Genomic DNA, 18,288 nt, shown 5'->3' with positions numbered 1-18,288 from the left:
GTTGATACCTGGGCCACTGTTGGATCTTGTGCACAAATTGGGAAAGATGTGCATTTAAGCGGAGGAGTGGGTATTGGTGGTGTTCTTGAACCTGTTCAGGCAGCTCCGGTAATTATTGAAGATGCCTGTTTTATTGGTTCCAGATCAATCGTCGTTGAGGGTGTTCTGGTAAAAAAACAAGCTGTTTTGGGTGCAAATGTGGTTATCACAAATTCGACAAAAATCATTGATGTGACCGGCTCTGAACCAATAGAGATGAAAGGAATTGTTCCTGAACGTTCAGTCGTCATTCCCGGTTCTTATACTAAAAAATTTCCTGCCGGAGAATACCAGGTACCTTGTGCGTTGATTATCGGAAAAAGGAAGGAATCAACAAATTTAAAAACTTCATTAAATGATGCATTGCGCGAATATAACGTAGCGGTATAAAATAAATCCTAAAAGTGAAAATCAATAAAGTTCTGATTATTCAGACGGCATCTATTGGAGATGTAATTTTAGCAACTCCATTAATCGAAAAGCTTCATTCATTTTATCCTGATGCACAAATTGATTTTATGCTGAAAAAAGGAATAGAATCAATTTTTATTGGACATCCTTATATTTCAAGTTTAATTGTTTGGGATAAATCAACTAAAAAATATTCCCATTTACTGGATATCATTAATCATAATCGGGATCAGAAGTATGATCTGATTATCAACTTACAGCGATTTTTTACGAGTGGATTTACCACTGTGTTATCAAGGGCCAAAAAAACAAGCGGGTTTAATAAAAACCCGCTTTCATTATTTTTTTCAAATCGAGTTCGACATAAGATTGGAGTTGAAGGAATTCAGCTTCATGAAACGGATCGAAATTTATCTTTAATTGAAAAATGGACGGATGATACAAAATATCCAATAAAACTATATCCAAATCCGGCTGATTTTGCAAAAACTTCACAATACAAAACCCATCAATATATTTGCGTAGCTCCGGCTTCTTTATGGTACACTAAGGAATATCCCGTAAGTAAATGGGTTGAGTTTTTAAAAGAAGTAGATCATGATGCTTACATTTATTTTTTGGGTGCTAAGCAGGACAAAAGTAAATGTGAACAAATCATCAAAGCATCAGGACATAAAAATTCATTAATTTTAACGGGGAAATTGAGCTTTCTAGAATCCGCTGCATTGATGAAAGATGCATTGATGAATTTTGTAAATGATTCGGCACCACTACACCTGGCTTCTGCAGTTAATGCACCAACAACAGCCATATTTTGCTCAACGGTCCCCTCATTTGGATTTACACCTCTTTCCGAAAACTCAGTGATTGTTGAAGTAAAAGAGAAATTGGATTGTCGTCCGTGTGGAATTCATGGATTAAAAAGTTGTCCGAAAAAACATTTTAAATGTGCGTTAAATATTGATCATAAAGAATTACTAAGTCGTTTATAAATATGGATGAAATAATAAAGGAGACCGTAAAAAATCTCAAAGCAGGGAAAATAATACTTTATCCAACGGATACAATTTGGGGTATTGGATGTGATGCTACCAATGCCAAAGTGGTACATCGGATTTTTAAACTCAAACAAAGAGTTGAAAGCAAAACAATGATCGTACTTTTAGATTCGGCTGATCGCTTAAAGGATTATATGGATGTGGTTCCCGAAATAGCAGCTGATCTGATTAACAGTGTTGACACACCGCTTACGGTCGTGTTTCCCAACGCAAAAAATTTGGCAAAAAATCTTATCGCCGAGGATAAAACGGTCGCGATTCGGGTAGTGAGGAATGAGTTCTGTCAGAAAATAATACAAAAACTGGGTCGTCCAATTGTATCTTCATCGGCAAATATTTCCGGAAGGCCGGCCCCTCTGCATTTTGGTAAGATTAGTGATGAAATTAAAAACGGGGTTGATTTCATTGTTCCACTCGAACAAAATTCAGTTAAGGAGGTTAAACCTTCAACCATCATTAAGCTTGAAATTGATGGCGAATTTAAAATGATAAGAAATTAAAAACGCATGAATAAAATAGGATACATTCAATTTCAGCCGGTTTTAGGCGATATTGATGCGAACATTAAAAAGATCGAATCATTATTTCCGTTAGGTAAAAAAGCTGACCTGATCGTTCTGCCTGAATTGGCCAGTTCAGGATATAATTTCGCATCACGCGATGATGCATTTACGAATGCCGAAGAATTAACAAAAAGTAAATTCGTTGAATTTATCATAGCCTCTGCAAAAAAACAGAATCAGTATATTGTGGCAGGATTTAATGAGAAAGATGGAGATACGCTATTTAATACCAGTATTTTGGTTGGTCCCCAGGGCTATATGGGTAAATATCAAAAAATACATCTTTTCTTAAATGAGAAAGATATTTTTAAACCGGGTGAAGCCGGTTTGCCTGTTTTTGATATTGGTTTTTGTAAAACTTCCATGCTCATTTGCTTTGATTATATTTTTCCTGAAGTATGGAGGATTGTTGGAATGAAAGGCGCTGATATAGTTTGTCATGCCTCAAACCTGATTACTACAAATGCACAAAAATGTATTCCGGCACAAGCATTTATGAATAAAATGTTTATTATAACGGCCAATCGTTATGGCACAGAAGGCAATATAACCTTTGGTGGCAATTCATTTATTACAAATCCGGATGCACAAATTATTGATCGGGCAGTATCCGATAAAGATGCTGTTAATGTTGTAGATATTGATATTTCCGAAGCAAGAAACAAATTTGTGACTCCTCGAAATCATGTATTTAATGACAGGGTTCCATCCAACTATAAGGATTTAATCTAATTCGTTTTTATTATTTGGAATTGATTTAAATAAAATATATTTTGTATCTTTGTGCCGTTAATTCTTAATTATTAATGAGTTATTACCTTTGAAATTAGTATGATACAAAAAAGTAAATATAAATTATCCAAATCGGATAAAAAACTCACCATTAAAAATACCGATCAAGCGACCTTAGAAAAATGGTATACCCTGATGGTATTAGGTCGGAAACTTGACGAAAAAGCACCTAATTATTTGAAACAAGCCCTTGGATGGTCATATCATGCTCCCTATGCTGGTCATGATGGAATTCAATTGGCAATCGGGCAGGTTTTTGATAAAGAAAAGGATCACCTGTTCCCCTATTATAGAGATATGCTAACAGGCATCTCAGCCGGATTGACGGCAGAGGAAATTATTTTAAATGGGATTTCAAAAGATGCAGATGTTGCAGGTGGTGGCCGGCATATGTCGAATCATTTTGCCAAACCAGAATGGAATATTCATAATGTTTCGTCGGCAACCGGAAACCATACTTTACATGCAGTTGGAGTAGCCCGAGCGATTAAATATTACAACTCCGATGGTGTTGCAATAAGTTCACAAGGAGAATCATCTACCTCCGAAGGTTATGTTTATGAAGCTATAAATGGAGCAAGTAATGAAAAATTACCAGTGATTTTCGTGTTTCAGGATAATGGATTTGGTATTTCGGTCCCGAAAGCAGAGCAAACCGCCAACCCAAGGGCCGCTGATAATTTCCTCTCATTTAAAAATCTGGAAGTTATATATTGTAACGGAAAGGATCCTTTCAATTCGATGAATGCAATGTTAAAAGCAAAACGAATTGTAAAAGAAAAGGGAATTCCCGTAATAGTTCATGCAAATTGTGTTCGTATCGGATCTCACTCAAATTCAGATAGGCATGATTTATACCGCGATCAATATGAATTACTTGCAGTTAAAGGCCAGGATCCTTTAAAAAGGTTTAGGGCCAGATTAATCTATTCGAAGATATTTACTGAAAGCGAGCTCAATGAAATTGATGCAAACGTTAAAAAAATAGTTTCGGCGGCACATAAAGTTGGGATGAGTTCACCTGATCCAAGCCCTGAGTCAATTTATGATTTTGTAATGCCCGAACCCTTTGTAACAACTAAATATCCTGATGGTTTAACTCATGGAAAAGGTGAGACTAAAAGATTGATAGAAGCATTAAACGAAACTTTAAAAGCCGAATTCAGACATAACCCGGATACTTTTATCTGGGGGCAGGATATGGCGAATAAGGATAAGGGTGGTATTTTTAATGTTAGCAAGGGGTTGCAACAAGAATTTGGGCCCAAGCGAGTTTTTAATGCACCCATAGCCGAAGATTATATTGTAGGTACGGCCAACGGAATGAGCCGTTTTGATAAAAAAATACGAATTGTGGTTGAAGGTGCAGAATTTGCTGACTATTTTTGGCCTGCGATGGAACAATTTGTTGAAATGTCTCATGAGTATTGGAGAACGAAGGGTCAGTTTTCACCTAATGTTACAATCAGGCTAGCTTCCGGTGGATATATTGGAGGAGGACTTTATCATTCCCAGAATATTGAAGGTGCATTGAGCACATTTCCCGGTATTCGTATCGTATATCCGTCTTTTGCTGATGATGCCGCAGGATTGTTGCGAACAAGTCTCCGCTCGGAGGGGCCAACAATGTTTATGGAGCCAAAAGCTTTGTATAACGATCCTTTGGCTGAAGCTCCGGTTCCGGATGATTTTGAAGTCCCTTTTGGAAAAGCCAGAATTCGAACAGTAGGAAGTGATTTAAGTATCATCACTTATGGGAATACCACGCATATGTGTATTCAGGTGGCTGAGAAAATTGCAAAGGAACTGAATAAAACGGTTGAAGTGATTGACATTCGATCGCTCATTCCTTTGGATAAAGAAACCATCAAGAATTCAATACAAAAAACAAACAGAGCATTGGTTGTACACGAAGATAAAGTCTTTTCAGGTTTTGGTGCCGAATTGTCTGCCATTATTGCAAGTGAGTGTTTCGAATCATTGGATGCACCCGTGACAAGAGTTGGGTCCACTTTTACTCCGGTGGGTTTTAATAGGATTCTTGAAAGGGCGATTTTGCCGAATACGGAAAAAATTTATAAGGCGGCAAAAAAATTGTTGGAATACTAGGGTTTCTGTGATGTTTCGACTCTTATCTTAACATTATTTAACACTATTCTGTTTTTTCGAACGGAGCTATACTTCTTTTTATTCTTAATTTTGAAGACGGTTAGATAGAATATTGGATTAGATGTGTTTATGCTATCTCAAAAACTAGTTTAATTATACAGTTGAAATTTTCGAATGATGAATTTAATCAGATGCAAACAAATATTAAAGGTCGGGTTTCTAACGACCTTTCTGTTATTCACAGTGGTTTTGGCAAAAGCACAAACTACTATCGACGAGAACCTACGAAAGCTGGCTACTGTCATGCAAATCATACACTACGCTTATGTTGACACTATTAATGAGTCTAAACTGGTTGAAAATACCATTATCCAAACTCTAAAAGAGCTTGATCCACATTCCTATTATATTTCGAAAGAAGATTTGGATGCTGCAAATGAACCCCTTATTGGAAGCTTTGAAGGAATTGGAATATCTTTCCAGATTTTTAATGATACATTGATGGTTATTGCCCCGATTATAGGTGGCCCATCCGAAAAAGTCGGCATTCTGGCCGGCGATAAAATTGTCGAAATTGATGGGGATAAATCTTATGGTGATAAAATTGACAATCAATTCGTATTTGATCATTTAAAAGGACCAAAAGGAACAAAAGTGAAAGTTCGCATTTTTCGTAAAGGAAAGACTGAACTAATTGATTTTACAATTACGCGCGATAAAATACCGATGAATAGCATTGATGCTACCTTTATGGTTGATGATGAAATAGGGTATATTAAATTAAGCCGATTTGCTCAAACCAGTCATAATGAGTTTAAGGAATCGATAGCATTGCTTAAATCAAAAGGAATGAAAAAGCTTATTTTTGATTTAAGAGGAAACGGAGGAGGTGTAATGCAACCTGCGATCGAAATCAGTGATGAATTTCTGAAAGCCGGTCGATTAATTGTTTATACCGAGGGAGTAAACAGCCCAATTGAGAAATATAACGCGACATCGGGTGGTAGCCTTGAGGAGGAAGATCTTGTATTGATGATAGATGAAGGATCTGCTTCTTCCAGTGAAATTGTAGCGGGTGCCATTCAAGATTGGGATCGGGGAATTGTTCTTGGTCGTCGATCATTTGGGAAAGGATTGGTTCAAAGACCATTCCAACTTCCGGACGGTTCGGCTATTAGGCTTACAACTGCCAGATATTATACTCCTACCGGCCGTTCGATCCAAAAGCCTTATGAGAATGGGACTGAAAAGTATTACACTGATCTGTATGATCGATTAAGAAATGGTGAATTTGTTCATGCCGACAGTATTCATTTTCCGGATTCCCTGAAATATTACACCCCCGGAAAACGAATGGTTTACGGTGGTGGTGGAATCATGCCTGATGTATTCATTCCGTGGGATTCAACAATTTATTCCGATTACTATATTGATCTAGTTCGTGAAGGTGCTTTCAATGATTTTGCCTTAAAATATGTTGATGAAAACCGTATTCAATTCTTGGCAAAGTATAGGAATATGGAGACTTATGTAAGAGATTTTAATATTGATAAAAAAATATTTTCAGAATTTTTAGCATTTGCCGATACAAAAAGTTCCAAGAAGCACAACGAGGATGATTTAAAAACTTCAGAACAGATGATTAAATATGTATTGAAGGGTTTAATTGGACGTAATTTATTTACAATGGATGCCTATTTTAAGGTTATGACCGAAATTGATGATGGTTTTATTAAAGCAGTTGAAGTTTTAAAGGACAAAAAAATATTTGCTCAGATAAGGAAGTAGTGTTATAAATATTTAATCCTCCTTCGCGTACGCTTCGGCGGACGAGAATTTTAGTTGAATTTCTCGGAGTTCTACTCCGAAAATAAGGGTTCAGGGTTCTATCCTGAGGTTTAATATCATTTAATTGGATAGGCGCAAGCATTCATGCTTGCGCCTATTTTTTTATACATTCTGTAAGGGTTCATATTCCTCAAACTCTCTTCGCATTTTAATTTGGGCCTTTGCTCTTAATTAGAATGGTTAAAATTTGAATATTAAGGAATGTTTAATGATTAAAAATTTTAATTTTGTGTTAAAGATATTATCCATGAACAGGATGATAAGAATTTATTAATTTAAATTAAACGGAGGTAAAATGGCAAACTTGAAAACCACTTATATGGGATTTGAGCTCAGGAATCCAATTATTGTTGGAAGTTCCGGATTAACAAATTCAGTTGAAAATGTAATTGAAGTGGAAAAAAACGGTGCTGGTGCAGTTGTGCTAAAATCATTGTTCGAAGAACAGATTCTACAGGAAGCAAGTAAAGCCATTTCTGCCGGGGTACATACAAATTCTTACCCTGAAGCCTTTGATTATATTAGTAACTACTCAAAAGAGTCAGCAGTTGGTAATTATTTAGATTTGATCCGCAATTGTAAAAAAGCAGTAAAAATTCCTGTTATTGCCAGTATTAACTGTGTAAGTTCATCAGAATGGATGGAATTTGCTGCAAGAATTCAGGAGGCAGGAGCAGATGGACTTGAATTAAATATTTTTATTTTGCCATCCGACCCTCGTCAAAGTGGGGAAGAAAATGAACAAGCTTATTTGAACATTGTGATGAACATTCAAAAAGTTGTAACAATTCCGATAGCTGTAAAATTAAGTTATTATTTTTCCGGCCTGGCTAAAACCGCGCTTACTTTATCATGGACCGGGATCTCGGCAATGGTGTTATTCAATCGATTCTTTTCACCTGATATTGACATAAATACTTTTGAAGTTAAGCCATCCCACGTATTTAGTACTCCAGAAGAACTATCTATTTCCTTACGATGGGTAGCCATGCTATCCAGTCGTCTGCATTGTGATATTGCAGCTTCAACCGGAGTTCATAACGGCGAGGCAGTTATTAAACAACTTTTAGCCGGAGCCAAAGCAGTTCAAGTTTGTTCAGTATTATATAAAAATGGATTTGGAGAGATTAAAACCATGCTTTCAGTTATGGAGTCATGGATGGATAAACATGGATTCAAATCTATTGCTGATTTCAATGGACGCATGAGTATTAAAGAAACTGATAACCCAGCTGCTTATGAAAGAGTTCAGTTTATGAAATATTTTTCAGGAATAGAATGAGACAGAAGCCTCGAAAGAGGCTTTATGTTTTCAATTATAAAATCGATATACGCTTGATGAGTTTTTTAGTCTGCTTTTTCTATTATATTTAAACCATCATTTATAAGTTTACCATACTCAGGGTGGTGTTCTATAGTAATTTGTAAGAATAGTTTTATTTTATCTATAAATTCGGTTTCAGTCTTTGATTTAAATGCTAATTCCAAAAGCTCTAACCCAAGTAACCACTCTATTGAATATCTTTCTTTTATAATTTTGAATAAGTCTTTTAATTTTTGATGATTTTCATTTAGGTCTCCCTCTCTTGCATTTCTTACCTTTTGATATAGTTGATGTAAGTTTTTTGCTTCTTCAGAATGCTCAATTTTATGAGTTTTTTCTTTTGGAACTTCAAAAGTATATCCATATGCATTTGGATCGGCGGGCCCATTATAAACGGAGGTAATTTTCTTCCCAATCGCTAAATCGAAAGTGCCCCAATCCGGTTGAAATAGAATTTCGGTTTTGTAATAGAGTGTACAAGGTTCAAAACTCAGAACAATAATCTTCCCTTCTTTTCTTAAAATTTTCTTAAGCTTTCCCTTTAGCTTAATTCCTGAGATCCATTCCAGATTACAAAGGTGATTTAATTTTATATCAGCTTCTTCAAGCTGATAATCATTCCATGTGTTGAAGCTTGAATTCAACCCTTTAATCGTACCAATTGGAGTTCCATAGCCAGCACTATGATATGCTTTAGAATGCGATTCAAGTTCTTGATCCTGATATGCAAGACTTGATGGTCCAAGGGTTTTTAGATAGGCAACCTCATTATTTTCTTTAATAAAATTTACAATTTGCCCGGAAATCTGGACTCCGGAATCTAAAACACAACATGCAATATTTTCTGAATCAATTGCTTTCCTGATTCCATCAATCCCTCCGGTTTTGATTGCCATTGTATCAACAAATTCTTCCAAAACATTAGTTAAGTGATCAAAACTTGGCGTTACAAAAAGTTGTGGTTGCATCGAAGTAATGTCGAAATTGTAGTTCATTGCGTCGATAGAGTAGGGTAGTTTCAAAACATTATCCTGCATCGCATGGTAACTTTCTCCGATTGATGAAAGGAGTCCTGCACCATAGATCTTAGGAAAATACATGCTTCCAATTAAACCATATTCAACTGTCCACCAGTGGAGGTTCCTTATTTTAGCCAACTCTGATCGGGCACTCAGGGTCGATTCAATTTTTGAAATGTCGTATTTTGCAGCCACAATATCGTCTTTCATTGAATAGGGATCAGCTTTTAATATTGATAAGTGACGTACCGCTTCATAAAGGTTACGATCCTTGGAGGAAGAAAATGCCTTTGATCCATAAAACCCAAATTTCTTTAAATATTCAGCATATTCAGGATTCGTAATAATCGGAGCATGTCCGGCGGCCTCATGAATGATGTCGGGTGCAGGGGTGTATTGTATTTGGTCGATTGAACGAATATCTGCTGCAATAACCAAAACATTGTATGCCTGAAATTCCATGAATGCAGACGGGGGTATAAATCCATCAACAGCCACTGCAGCCCAACCAATTTCTTTAAGTATTCGGTTCATTCCGTACATATGAGGGATATGATCAATACTTACGCCTGTTTTTTCTAGCCCGGAGAGATATGATTTATGAGCAACATTTTTCAGGAAATGAATATTTTGGCGCATCACATACCTCCAAACGGCGTGATCCTGTGCTGTGTATTCCTTATATGGTTGATCTATAATTAAATCCAATAAGTGCTTAGGTAATTTTTCTAATATTGAATTTGTTTCAAACATGGCTTATTGTAATTTAGACTCAATCAAAATAAGTTCAAATATACACTTTTTTTGATAATACGAAAGATGATTAATAATACTTAAAGAATTTCTGTTGTAGGAGTGGTTCTCTCTTAGACCAATAATTTTGATCGGTTTATAAAGCGAGCAAGGAAAAGAAGACCTGCGATTGCAAGGCTCATCACAAATCCAACCCAAATCCCTACAGGACCCCATTTTATAGTAAATGCTAGGAGATAGCTCAAAGGTAAGCTTATCAAAATATATGCAATAAAGGCTGCAAACATGGCATATTTAACGTCGGTAAGGCCACGAAGTGCCCCCAGCATTACTACTTGTAGACCATCAAATATTTGAAAAATTGCAGCCATAATAAGCAACCGGGAGGCAATTTTAATTACTTCCTGGTCGTTGGTATAAAGGTGAGGGATTTCATTTCTAAACAAAACGAAAGTAATAGCGGTGAGACTCATAAATGCCAGAACCAGATGAACAGATGCTACAGTAGCTTTTTTCATTGAATGATAATCACCCAGATTAAATTGGTGCGAGACTCGAATAGTTGTCCCTGAAGCAATACCTGTCACAATCATAAACGTTAAGCTGGCCATCCCAATAGCAATTTGATGGGCTGCCAGAGAAACGGGTCCCAGCCATCCCATCATTAAAGCACCTAATGCAAAAGCAAGTACTTCAAGAAGTATTTGGCTGGAAATTGGCCAACCCACCTCAAAAAGTCGTTTGAGGATTTTCTTGTCAAGGCGTGATTTAACAATGTTAATTAAATAAGGCCGAAATATATCTTTTCGGATAAATATAAAAACAAACATTAAGGGCATGAAGGTTCGGGCAATTAATGTGCCAATTCCTGCCCCTGTCAAGCCCAGTTCAGGAAATCCGAACTTACCAAATATGAATAAATAGTTAAAACAAACATTTACAACATTGGCCAATAAAGTGATCGTCATGGCATTTAGCGTATTTCCAATTCCTTCGGCAAATTGTTTTAAGGTGAAGAAAAGCATGAATGGAAACATTGAAATTACCAAAATACGATAGTATGGAATAGCCAATATTACAACTTCTTCATTTTGACCCATTTTATCCATAAAAAATGAAACAGCGTACATTAAAACCATGAGGATGAAAGCAATTGTAAGGTTGAGGAAAGTTGAATTTTTCAGCCATTTTCCTGCTAGTTTATGATCGCCTGAAGCCCATGCAGGGCCACTAACGGGGTTAACCCAAAAGTAAAACCCATGCCAATCACCATTCCTATAATAAAGATATTACCTGCAAATGAAGCTGCCGCCAACTCAATCGTTCCAACGGAGCCAACCATCATATTATCAACCTGCTGAACAAGAACTTGTCCTAGCTGAGAAAGCATGACTGGGAATGCGAGTGTAAGGATTCTTTTATAATACGGAAAAAATTGTTTCATAATTTGGCTTAGGCAGTGCAAAAATAATTAAAACATCCACTATGTCAACTTAATTAATCAATAAGCTGAACCAATAAATTCCTTTCTTAACTTTGTTGATAAGATGATAAAAACCGATTACCAACATTCAAAAATTTATGTGGCTCTTCCGGCAATGGATGAGTTTTTGTATTTGCCTCAGTTTATTGAATGTATTAAAGCACAAACATTTCGGAATTTCGAACTTATTGTATGCGTAAATCAGCCTGAGTCCTGGTGGTTTGATCAAGACCATTTAACTGTGTGTGAGAATAATCAAAAAAGCATTCAATTGCTTCAGAAACAACATAATATCAAAACCATAATAATCGACAAATCTTCTAAAAGAAATGGATGGGATGAGAAAAAATCAGGGGTAGGATGGGCCAGAAAAATCATCATGGATCACATTGCCGCCATCGCGAACGATAATGATATCATTCTGAGTTTGGATGCCGACACCACTTTTCAAAGTGGATATTTTCAGTCGATAATTGATAATTTTAAGGCTCATCAAAAGGATGTAGCCATTGCTGTACCTTATTACCACTCATTAACAGAAAATGAGAACCAAAATCGACATATTTTAAGATATGAGATTTATATGCGCTATTATGCATTGAATTTGTGGAGGATAAATAACCCCTATAATTTTAGTGCATTGGGTTCGGCCATTGCAGTTCCGGTTTGGGTTTACAAAAGGGTAGGAGGGTTGAGTCCCCATAGGAGTGGTGAAGATTTTTATTTTTTACTGAAACTGAAAAAATTCGGACAGTTGGGTTTGTGGAACAGAGAAAAAGTGTATCCTGCAGCACGCTATTCGGCGAGGGTACTCTTTGGGACAGGACCGGCAATGATTAAAGGAGCTACGGGAGATTGGAGTAGTTATCCGATATATGATTTTAAGTTATTCAATGAAGTTGCGAATACCTATACTTCGTTTATTAAGTTGTTTAATGAGGATATAAATTTCCCAATGAAAGACTTTTTAGCCGAATTATTTAAAGACGCAAATTGGTTTGAGCCTTTAAGAAAGAATAGTGCAAGCGTTGATCAGTTTGTTAAAGCCTGCAGTCATAAAGTTGATGCATTGAGGATACTTCAATATTTAAAATTCAATCAAAAAGAATATAGTATAAGAGGTGAAGAAATATTGAATAAATATATATCTGAATTCCATAATTCAGAAGATTGGCTGGTGTTATCGACAACTTTAACTGCTAATTGGTCATTCGAGCATAGCCCTGTTTCGGTGCTTGACGAATTAAGGAATTTTCTTGTAAAAATGGAAGAAAAATATCAAACAAATGGATAAACATAACAATCTGATTACCATTCTTGGGCCAACGGCAACAGGCAAAACACGATTGGCAGCCGAACTGGCAAATTTAATTGATGCAGAGATTATCAGTGCCGACTCCCGGCAGGTTTATCGTGGAATGGATTTGGGGACAGGGAAGGATTTGCAGGATTATAAGGTTAACGGTAAAAGTATTCCATATCATCTAATTGATATCGTTGATCCGGGTTATGAGTATAATGTTTTTGAATTCCAGAAGGACTTTTTAAAGGCTTATCAGGAAATTATCAATCGTGGTAAAAGAGTAATTCTTTGCGGGGGATCGGGGATGTATCTGGATGCCGTTCTAAAGGGTTATCATTTAAAACAAGTTCCCGAAAATATCGAATTGAGAGATAAATTAGCATTAATGAATGAGGATTTATTAAAAGAAAAATTATTGGGATTTGGGAAGGTGCATAATGAAACCGATTTGATTGATCGGAATCGACTCATCAGAGCAATTGAAATCCGGGAATTTGAAAAAGTTCAGCCATTAACTCATGACTTTCCAAGTTTTAGTAGTTTGAATTTTGGAATACATTTCGAGCGTGAAGAAATTAGAAAACGAATCAGTTCAAGATTAATAAACCGACTGGAAAATGGAATGGTTAAAGAAGTAAAAGACTTGCTTGATAAAGGATTTACTCCTGAACAATTAATGTTTTATGGTTTGGAGTATAAGTATGTGACCCAGTATGTTTTAGGAGAACTTCGTTATAACGATCTCTATCAAAAACTAAATACCGCAATTCACCAATTTGCAAAACGGCAAATGACCTGGTTTAGGCGTATGGAAAAACAGGGTACCCAAATTATTTGGATTGATGGGAATTTGAATTCTGCGGAAAAGATCAATATAATACAAACTAAAATAAAAAAACCGACCATTAATAATGGTCGGCCAGCTTTGCGATAGCTTGAATTAGAAGGATTTGATTTATCCAACTTTTCTTAAATATTTTTATGGATTATTTGGATGATACAAATTGCCATTATTTCTATATCCGGGATAATTTTTATACCAGTCAGGATAAGTTGCTCCTGAACTTTGAGCCCATTCAATAAAGTGAAAGTATGCCCATCCAATTTCTATCTTTTCTCTTGGCCATTCAAATGGTTCTGTAATATTGATGGCCCAAGGTAATCCATTAAGGGATCTGTAGTATTTCCCCTGACTAGGGTTTGAATTATCTTCCCATGTACCAAAAAAACTTTGATTGACCAAATCGGTTGGGGGATAATTAATGAGGTGGACTTCTTTACCACGTTCATGATTAACAATGATAAATGGATTCCATGTTTCCATCGAGAAATCATTCATAGTATAATTTAATGTGGATGGAGTCATTGTAATTGTTAATGTATCATATGGGACAAAGGGAGCCCAGTTTTCTGTATTAACTCCAGTTCCAATACCCGGATGTGTCAATAAATTGAATACATCATCAAAAACAATAATTGTCGGTTTACTTTGTCCCGATTCAGTTCCATTCGAATTCAACGTAATAAATCCTTCCCTGAGATCATAGCCTGAAATGTTTAGACCTGAGATTAATGAGATATTTGCATTTGGAAGGTTAAACCCAAATCCATTTCTGAGATAGGCACCACTGGCTTTTACAACAAAAGTTCCGTTAATTTTTACCACTTTATTGCTGGCATTTGTTATTGTTACAAACCTATAATCAACTATGATGTCGTTGAAATCATAATCACCTGTTCCGGGCCATAAATCTTCGAAACCTAAACTGCCATAACCCGATGCCGGAAAATTATTAATAAATGCTTTGCCTGGATCATTTGGGAAATCATCTTCATCATCGGGAATTCCGTCTCCATCTGTATCGATAATAGTAGGAGTGTTAAATTCGTAGCAACCCATGTCAACAATCGAATTGAAGATTCTGTTATTTCCATCAAGATCGAATGAAGTATTCATCCATGATAAATTATAACCCGCATCAATACAAGCCGATCCTGATTGCAAATGATAATCTTCCGACCCGCTTGTAATATTTATAAATGCAGGAATGTTGGTAATGCAATCTGTACTATAGCTGGAACCTAAAGCAGGTGTTGTAGCGCAGTTATAATATTGATAACCAATGCCATTTACTTCCCAATTCACTCCACCTGTGTTATAATAAATGATCGTATTCTTAATCATACTATTATTTCTGGTTCTGATACCAGCACCATTGGGAGCACTGTTTTTTGTGATGGTACAATTGAAAACATTGCCTGCATTCCAGATATTAACGCCGCCTCCATATTTTACCGATACATTTTCTGTAATTAAACAATTTCGGGCTTCTCCGCCATTTAATAGTCGAACACCTCCACCATAGCCGCTGACTCCATTATCAGAGGCAAGATTGTTCATGATAATACTGTTCATTATGGCACCCGAATCATCAATTGCTATTCCACCCCCATCCCTGGCCTGATTTTCTTTTATTATGCAATTTTGTACAAGCCCGCCATTCTTTATATTGACACCTCCACCAAATCCACTTGGATTGTATCCATTCATAATTGTAAATCCGTCAACAATAGCAGTAAAATTATTGATTTCAAAACATTTAGTAACGCCATTTCCGTCTATTATCACATTATTCGGCCCATTGATACTGCGCAATGTAATCGATTTTGTGATTGATATAAAAGTTGTCAGCGTGTAAGTGCCGTTTTCAACCAGAATCAAATCACCATTGCTACTCGCATTGATTGCTGCCTGAAAGGTATTTGCCGCTGTTGACAGTGTGAGAAAAGGCGCTGTATTACTCCCTGATAGAGATACATAGCGAGTCGTTCCTGTTGAAGCATTTGCTGTGAATGAGAGCAACAGGATTAATGTGATCGAAATATGTTTTAATGTTTTCATGATCATGTGCTTTTAGCAATAGTGAATTAATTATCAAGATTGCAGATGATATTACTTGAATTGATACTCACCGTTTTATTATTAATGAGGAGTGTATTAACTGTATTTGGAATATTTAAGGTTATTTTGTATTCCCCTTTATCAGCTAATCTTCCTCTATGGTATCTTATTGACTGATTTTCTGAACTAATTGTGATTACTTGTGATTTGGAGGAAGTAATTATAAGTTCAATATTTTTTGAAGTATTCCATTCAAAATCATTACTAAAAGTGATTCCTCCCAAATTTTTCTGGGTTATCTCATCCGCTTGCGAAAGTTCAGAATTGTTTCTTTTGTTACACGAACCAATAAAGATCATCGATACGATGATGATACTTATTGTGATGATTTTTAATTTGATGGTTTTCATAGCAATTATTTTTAAATCCAATGCATATAGTTTTGTTCGATATATTGTATTTTACTGTAATAGCATAAATGTTGGTTCAAATTTCAGACCAATGGGTTTAAATGGTTTGAAGACCAGAATTGGCGCAACATTGAATAACTAGGAAAAGGTATGATAAAATCCCAATTTGGGAATTCAGTTCTTTTTTGGCAATTATCTTAGTCGTTGGCTTTATTATTTAAAAGAGGAACAAATCGGAATAAACCATGCTCGGTTTCATTAAATTTATTTTCACCTACTTTTAAGATGCGTTTCATAACCTGAGAACTTCCTTTGCCAAGAGGGATAATCATGATTCCTCCGATTTTTAGTTGCTCAAGTAATCTGTCAGGTACAATAGGAGCGCCGGCTGTGATGATAATTTTATCAAATGGGGCAAAAGTTGGCAGACCTAAATTCCCATCACCATAAAAAAGTTTTGGATTATAACCAAGATTAGGCAAGAGTTCCTTTGTACGGGAATAAAGTTTTTTCTGACGTTCAACTGAATATACTTTGGCCCCCAGCTCTATTAATACACAGGCTTGATATCCGGATCCGGTTCCAATTTCCAGTATTTTATCACCTTCATTAACTTCTAATAATTCAGTTTGAAATGCAACAGTATATGGTTGAGAAATGGTTTGGCCTGAACCGATAGGAAAAGGCTTGTCTTCGTATGCAAATTCCAGAAAAGAGGAATCCATAAATAAGTGTCTGGGTATTTTGTCGATAGCCGCAAGTACTGCTTCATCTTTAATGCCTTTTTGCCTGATTTCATCAACAAGTTGCTTTCTTAATCCTCTATGTTTGTATGTATCGATCATGAATATAAATAAAATGCTAATGGTAGTTCTGAACCTTATTTTTTAATAACTGTGTTTAAAACTTCATGCGAAAATACTAATTCGTTCAGGACAAAAAAAATTACATTTGCAAAAACTATATTATCTATGATTAAAATTGGAGTATTAGGCGTTGGACATCTTGGAAAAATTCATGTTAATTGCATTAAACAGATTAAAGAATTTGAATTAATCGGTTTTTATGATCCAAATGATGATAATGCAAAGAAGGTAAGTGAAGATTTTAACCTTCCACGTTTCGATGACATTGAATCATTGATAAAATCAGTTGATGTGGTTGATATTGTAACTCCAACTTTATCGCATTTTGCTTGTGCTTCAAAAGCTTTAAAGTCATTTAAGCACGTATTTATTGAAAAACCAATTGTTACAACTCCTGAAGAGGCTCGTAAACTTATTGAATTGGCAAAGGAAGCCAATGTTAAGGTTCAAGTTGGGCATGTTGAACGATTCAATCCTGCTTTTATCGCAGCGCGTCCTTTTATTAATAAACCCATGTTTATTGAGTCGCACCGTTTGGCGATGTTCAATCCACGTGGCACTGATGTGCCGGTAATACTTGACCTAATGATTCATGACATTGATATTGTATTAAGTGTTGTTAATTCGCCAATTAAAAGAGTGAATGCCAGTGGAATTAAGGTAGTGAGTGATACGCCGGATATTGCAAATGCCAGGATTGAATTTGATAATGGCTGTATTGCCAACTTAACTGCAAGCCGGATCTCATTAAAAAATATGCGGAAATCAAGGTTTTTCCAAAAAGATGCCTATATTTCTGTTGATTTTTTAAAGAAGGTTACTGAAGTTGTTACTATGAAAGATGTAAATCCGGAACAAGCAGGACCTTTCGATTTGATTTTAAATCTGGGTGAAAACAAAGGTTCGAAGCAGATTCTAATTACTAAACCTGAAGTGGCCGAAATTAATGCCATAAAATCAGAACTCGAAAGTTTTTATTTTTCAATAAAAGAAAATACGACTCCCTCTGTAACGATAAATGACGGATATTACGCATTGGATGTTGCTTATCAGATCATTGATAAAGTGAACCATGCAGCCGGAAATTTATAGATTGAATTTGATCTTTAAGCTATTCTTTTTCGATGCTGCAATTGAGAAAAAGATTAGGACTTGAATACTTTACGATCAAAAAATAAGGGGTTGGCTAAAAAAACTTGTTTACTAGTCAGATTGAGCTTTCGCCAAAGGCGGATAAATGTCGAAATCTTGTTGCAATTGATAACCTGACATCTCGACTTCCTGCCTGCGTGTATTTCTTCACAATTTAGGTAACAATTCTTATAATTGTACCTATGACAAAAAAAGAGCAACAATTAATGAGCAATAAATGGTTGTTAGTCATCAAAGAATACGAGCAAATAAAGAG

Annotated in this window: 15 protein-coding genes and 1 pseudogene; 10 read left to right on the top strand and 6 right to left on the bottom strand. The window is 35.9% G+C overall.

Annotation, left to right across the window (positions count from 1 at the left end):
* The 7 genes from KKG99_03085 to KKG99_03055 all read left to right on the top strand — a co-directional run.
* Positions 1 to 429 (top strand): 2,3,4,5-tetrahydropyridine-2,6-dicarboxylate N-succinyltransferase (locus KKG99_03085; protein MBU1011966.1); only part of this gene is annotated, 429 nt, incomplete at its 5' end.
* 20 nt (positions 430 to 449) lie between these two features.
* A complete protein-coding gene (locus KKG99_03080; protein ID MBU1011965.1) occupies positions 450 to 1,442 on the top strand; it encodes a glycosyltransferase family 9 protein in 993 nt (330 codons plus the stop codon).
* A gap of 2 nt (positions 1,443 to 1,444) precedes the next feature.
* The gene (locus tag KKG99_03075) at positions 1,445 to 2,008 is read left to right on the top strand and encodes a threonylcarbamoyl-AMP synthase (protein MBU1011964.1); all 564 of its coding nucleotides are present in this window, start codon (positions 1,445 to 1,447) and stop codon (positions 2,006 to 2,008) included.
* A 6-nt stretch (positions 2,009 to 2,014) separates the two neighbouring features.
* Positions 2,015 to 2,803, top strand: coding sequence for a carbon-nitrogen hydrolase (locus tag KKG99_03070; GenBank protein MBU1011963.1), 789 nt, complete (start codon positions 2,015 to 2,017; stop codon positions 2,801 to 2,803).
* A 99-nt stretch (positions 2,804 to 2,902) separates the two neighbouring features.
* Positions 2,903 to 4,972, top strand: coding sequence for a 2-oxoisovalerate dehydrogenase (locus KKG99_03065; GenBank protein MBU1011962.1), 2,070 nt, complete (start codon positions 2,903 to 2,905; stop codon positions 4,970 to 4,972).
* 177 nt (positions 4,973 to 5,149) lie between these two features.
* Complete coding sequence (locus tag KKG99_03060) at positions 5,150 to 6,760, top strand: S41 family peptidase (GenBank protein MBU1011961.1); 1,611 nt, start codon at positions 5,150 to 5,152, stop codon at positions 6,758 to 6,760.
* 355 nt (positions 6,761 to 7,115) lie between these two features.
* Positions 7,116 to 8,102, top strand: a complete 987-nt coding sequence (locus tag KKG99_03055; GenBank protein MBU1011960.1) for a dihydroorotate dehydrogenase-like protein — start codon at positions 7,116 to 7,118, stop codon at positions 8,100 to 8,102.
* A gap of 65 nt (positions 8,103 to 8,167) precedes the next feature.
* On the opposite strand, the gene KKG99_03050 is transcribed toward KKG99_03055, so the two are convergent.
* The 3 genes and pseudogenes from KKG99_03050 to KKG99_03040 all read right to left on the bottom strand — a co-directional run bounded on the left by KKG99_03050 (position 8,168) and on the right by KKG99_03040 (position 11,306).
* The gene (locus tag KKG99_03050; protein ID MBU1011959.1) at positions 8,168 to 9,916 is read right to left on the bottom strand and encodes an aromatic amino acid hydroxylase; all 1,749 of its coding nucleotides are present in this window, start codon (positions 9,914 to 9,916) and stop codon (positions 8,168 to 8,170) included.
* 113 nt (positions 9,917 to 10,029) lie between these two features.
* Positions 10,030 to 11,160, bottom strand: a pseudogene (locus tag KKG99_03045) (MATE family efflux transporter).
* Entirely contained in the window at positions 11,112 to 11,306 is a 195-nt protein-coding gene (locus KKG99_03040; protein MBU1011958.1) for a hypothetical protein, read from the bottom strand. The pseudogene KKG99_03045 and the gene KKG99_03040 overlap by 49 nt, the downstream one beginning before the upstream one ends.
* 157 nt (positions 11,307 to 11,463) lie before the next feature.
* Here KKG99_03040 and KKG99_03035 point away from each other — a divergent pair, with 157 nt between their 5' ends.
* The gene (locus KKG99_03035; GenBank protein MBU1011957.1) at positions 11,464 to 12,693 is read left to right on the top strand and encodes a glycosyltransferase; all 1,230 of its coding nucleotides are present in this window, start codon (positions 11,464 to 11,466) and stop codon (positions 12,691 to 12,693) included.
* Positions 12,686 to 13,636 carry a tRNA (adenosine(37)-N6)-dimethylallyltransferase MiaA gene (gene miaA, locus KKG99_03030; GenBank protein MBU1011956.1) on the top strand — a complete coding sequence of 317 codons (951 nt, stop codon included), beginning with the start codon at positions 12,686 to 12,688 and terminating at the stop codon, positions 13,634 to 13,636. The genes KKG99_03035 and miaA overlap by 8 nt, the downstream gene beginning before the upstream one ends.
* Before the next feature lie 45 nt (positions 13,637 to 13,681).
* On the opposite strand, the gene KKG99_03025 is transcribed toward miaA, so the two are convergent.
* The 3 genes from KKG99_03025 to KKG99_03015 all read right to left on the bottom strand — a co-directional run bounded on the left by KKG99_03025 (position 13,682) and on the right by KKG99_03015 (position 16,859).
* Positions 13,682 to 15,604 (bottom strand): LruC domain-containing protein, encoded by a 1,923-nt coding sequence (locus KKG99_03025; protein MBU1011955.1) that lies wholly within the window; start codon positions 15,602 to 15,604, stop codon positions 13,682 to 13,684.
* A gap of 26 nt (positions 15,605 to 15,630) precedes the next feature.
* Positions 15,631 to 16,014 carry a hypothetical protein gene (locus tag KKG99_03020; protein ID MBU1011954.1) on the bottom strand — a complete coding sequence of 128 codons (384 nt, stop codon included), beginning with the start codon at positions 16,012 to 16,014 and terminating at the stop codon, positions 15,631 to 15,633.
* Between the two features lie 197 nt (positions 16,015 to 16,211).
* Positions 16,212 to 16,859 (bottom strand): protein-L-isoaspartate(D-aspartate) O-methyltransferase, encoded by a 648-nt coding sequence (locus KKG99_03015; protein ID MBU1011953.1) that lies wholly within the window; start codon positions 16,857 to 16,859, stop codon positions 16,212 to 16,214.
* 126 nt (positions 16,860 to 16,985) lie between these two features.
* Here KKG99_03015 and KKG99_03010 point away from each other — a divergent pair, with 126 nt between their 5' ends.
* A complete protein-coding gene (locus KKG99_03010) occupies positions 16,986 to 17,972 on the top strand; it encodes a Gfo/Idh/MocA family oxidoreductase (protein ID MBU1011952.1) in 987 nt (328 codons plus the stop codon).
* Positions 17,973 to 18,288 lie beyond the last annotated feature (316 nt).

The sequence above is a fragment of the Bacteroidota bacterium genome (genome assembly GCA_018816945.1).
Taxonomy (GTDB): domain Bacteria; phylum Bacteroidota; class Bacteroidia; order Bacteroidales.
Note: the sequence above shows the minus strand (reverse complement) of the source record. Positions and strands in the feature narration are given on the sequence as shown.

Bases quoted from the DNA above. Each gene is read 5' to 3' on its own strand.
- KKG99_03025 (MBU1011955.1), bottom strand. From the start codon at position 15,604: ATGAAAACATTAAAACATATTTCGATCACATTAATCCTGTTGCTCTCA.
- KKG99_03075 (MBU1011964.1), top strand. From the start codon at position 1,445: ATGGATGAAATAATAAAGGAGACCGTAAAAAATCTCAAAGCAGGGAAA.
- KKG99_03015 (MBU1011953.1), bottom strand. From the start codon at position 16,859: ATGATCGATACATACAAACATAGAGGATTAAGAAAGCAACTTGTTGAT.
- KKG99_03060 (MBU1011961.1), top strand. From the start codon at position 5,150: ATGAATTTAATCAGATGCAAACAAATATTAAAGGTCGGGTTTCTAACG.
- KKG99_03035 (MBU1011957.1), top strand. From the start codon at position 11,464: ATGATAAAAACCGATTACCAACATTCAAAAATTTATGTGGCTCTTCCG.
- KKG99_03020 (MBU1011954.1), bottom strand. From the start codon at position 16,014: ATGAAAACCATCAAATTAAAAATCATCACAATAAGTATCATCATCGTA.
- KKG99_03070 (MBU1011963.1), top strand. From the start codon at position 2,015: ATGAATAAAATAGGATACATTCAATTTCAGCCGGTTTTAGGCGATATT.
- KKG99_03065 (MBU1011962.1), top strand. From the start codon at position 2,903: ATGATACAAAAAAGTAAATATAAATTATCCAAATCGGATAAAAAACTC.
- KKG99_03050 (MBU1011959.1), bottom strand. From the start codon at position 9,916: ATGTTTGAAACAAATTCAATATTAGAAAAATTACCTAAGCACTTATTG.
- KKG99_03040 (MBU1011958.1), bottom strand. From the start codon at position 11,306: ATGCTTTCTCAGCTAGGACAAGTTCTTGTTCAGCAGGTTGATAATATG.
- KKG99_03055 (MBU1011960.1), top strand. From the start codon at position 7,116: ATGGCAAACTTGAAAACCACTTATATGGGATTTGAGCTCAGGAATCCA.
- miaA (MBU1011956.1), top strand. From the start codon at position 12,686: ATGGATAAACATAACAATCTGATTACCATTCTTGGGCCAACGGCAACA.
- KKG99_03010 (MBU1011952.1), top strand. From the start codon at position 16,986: ATGATTAAAATTGGAGTATTAGGCGTTGGACATCTTGGAAAAATTCAT.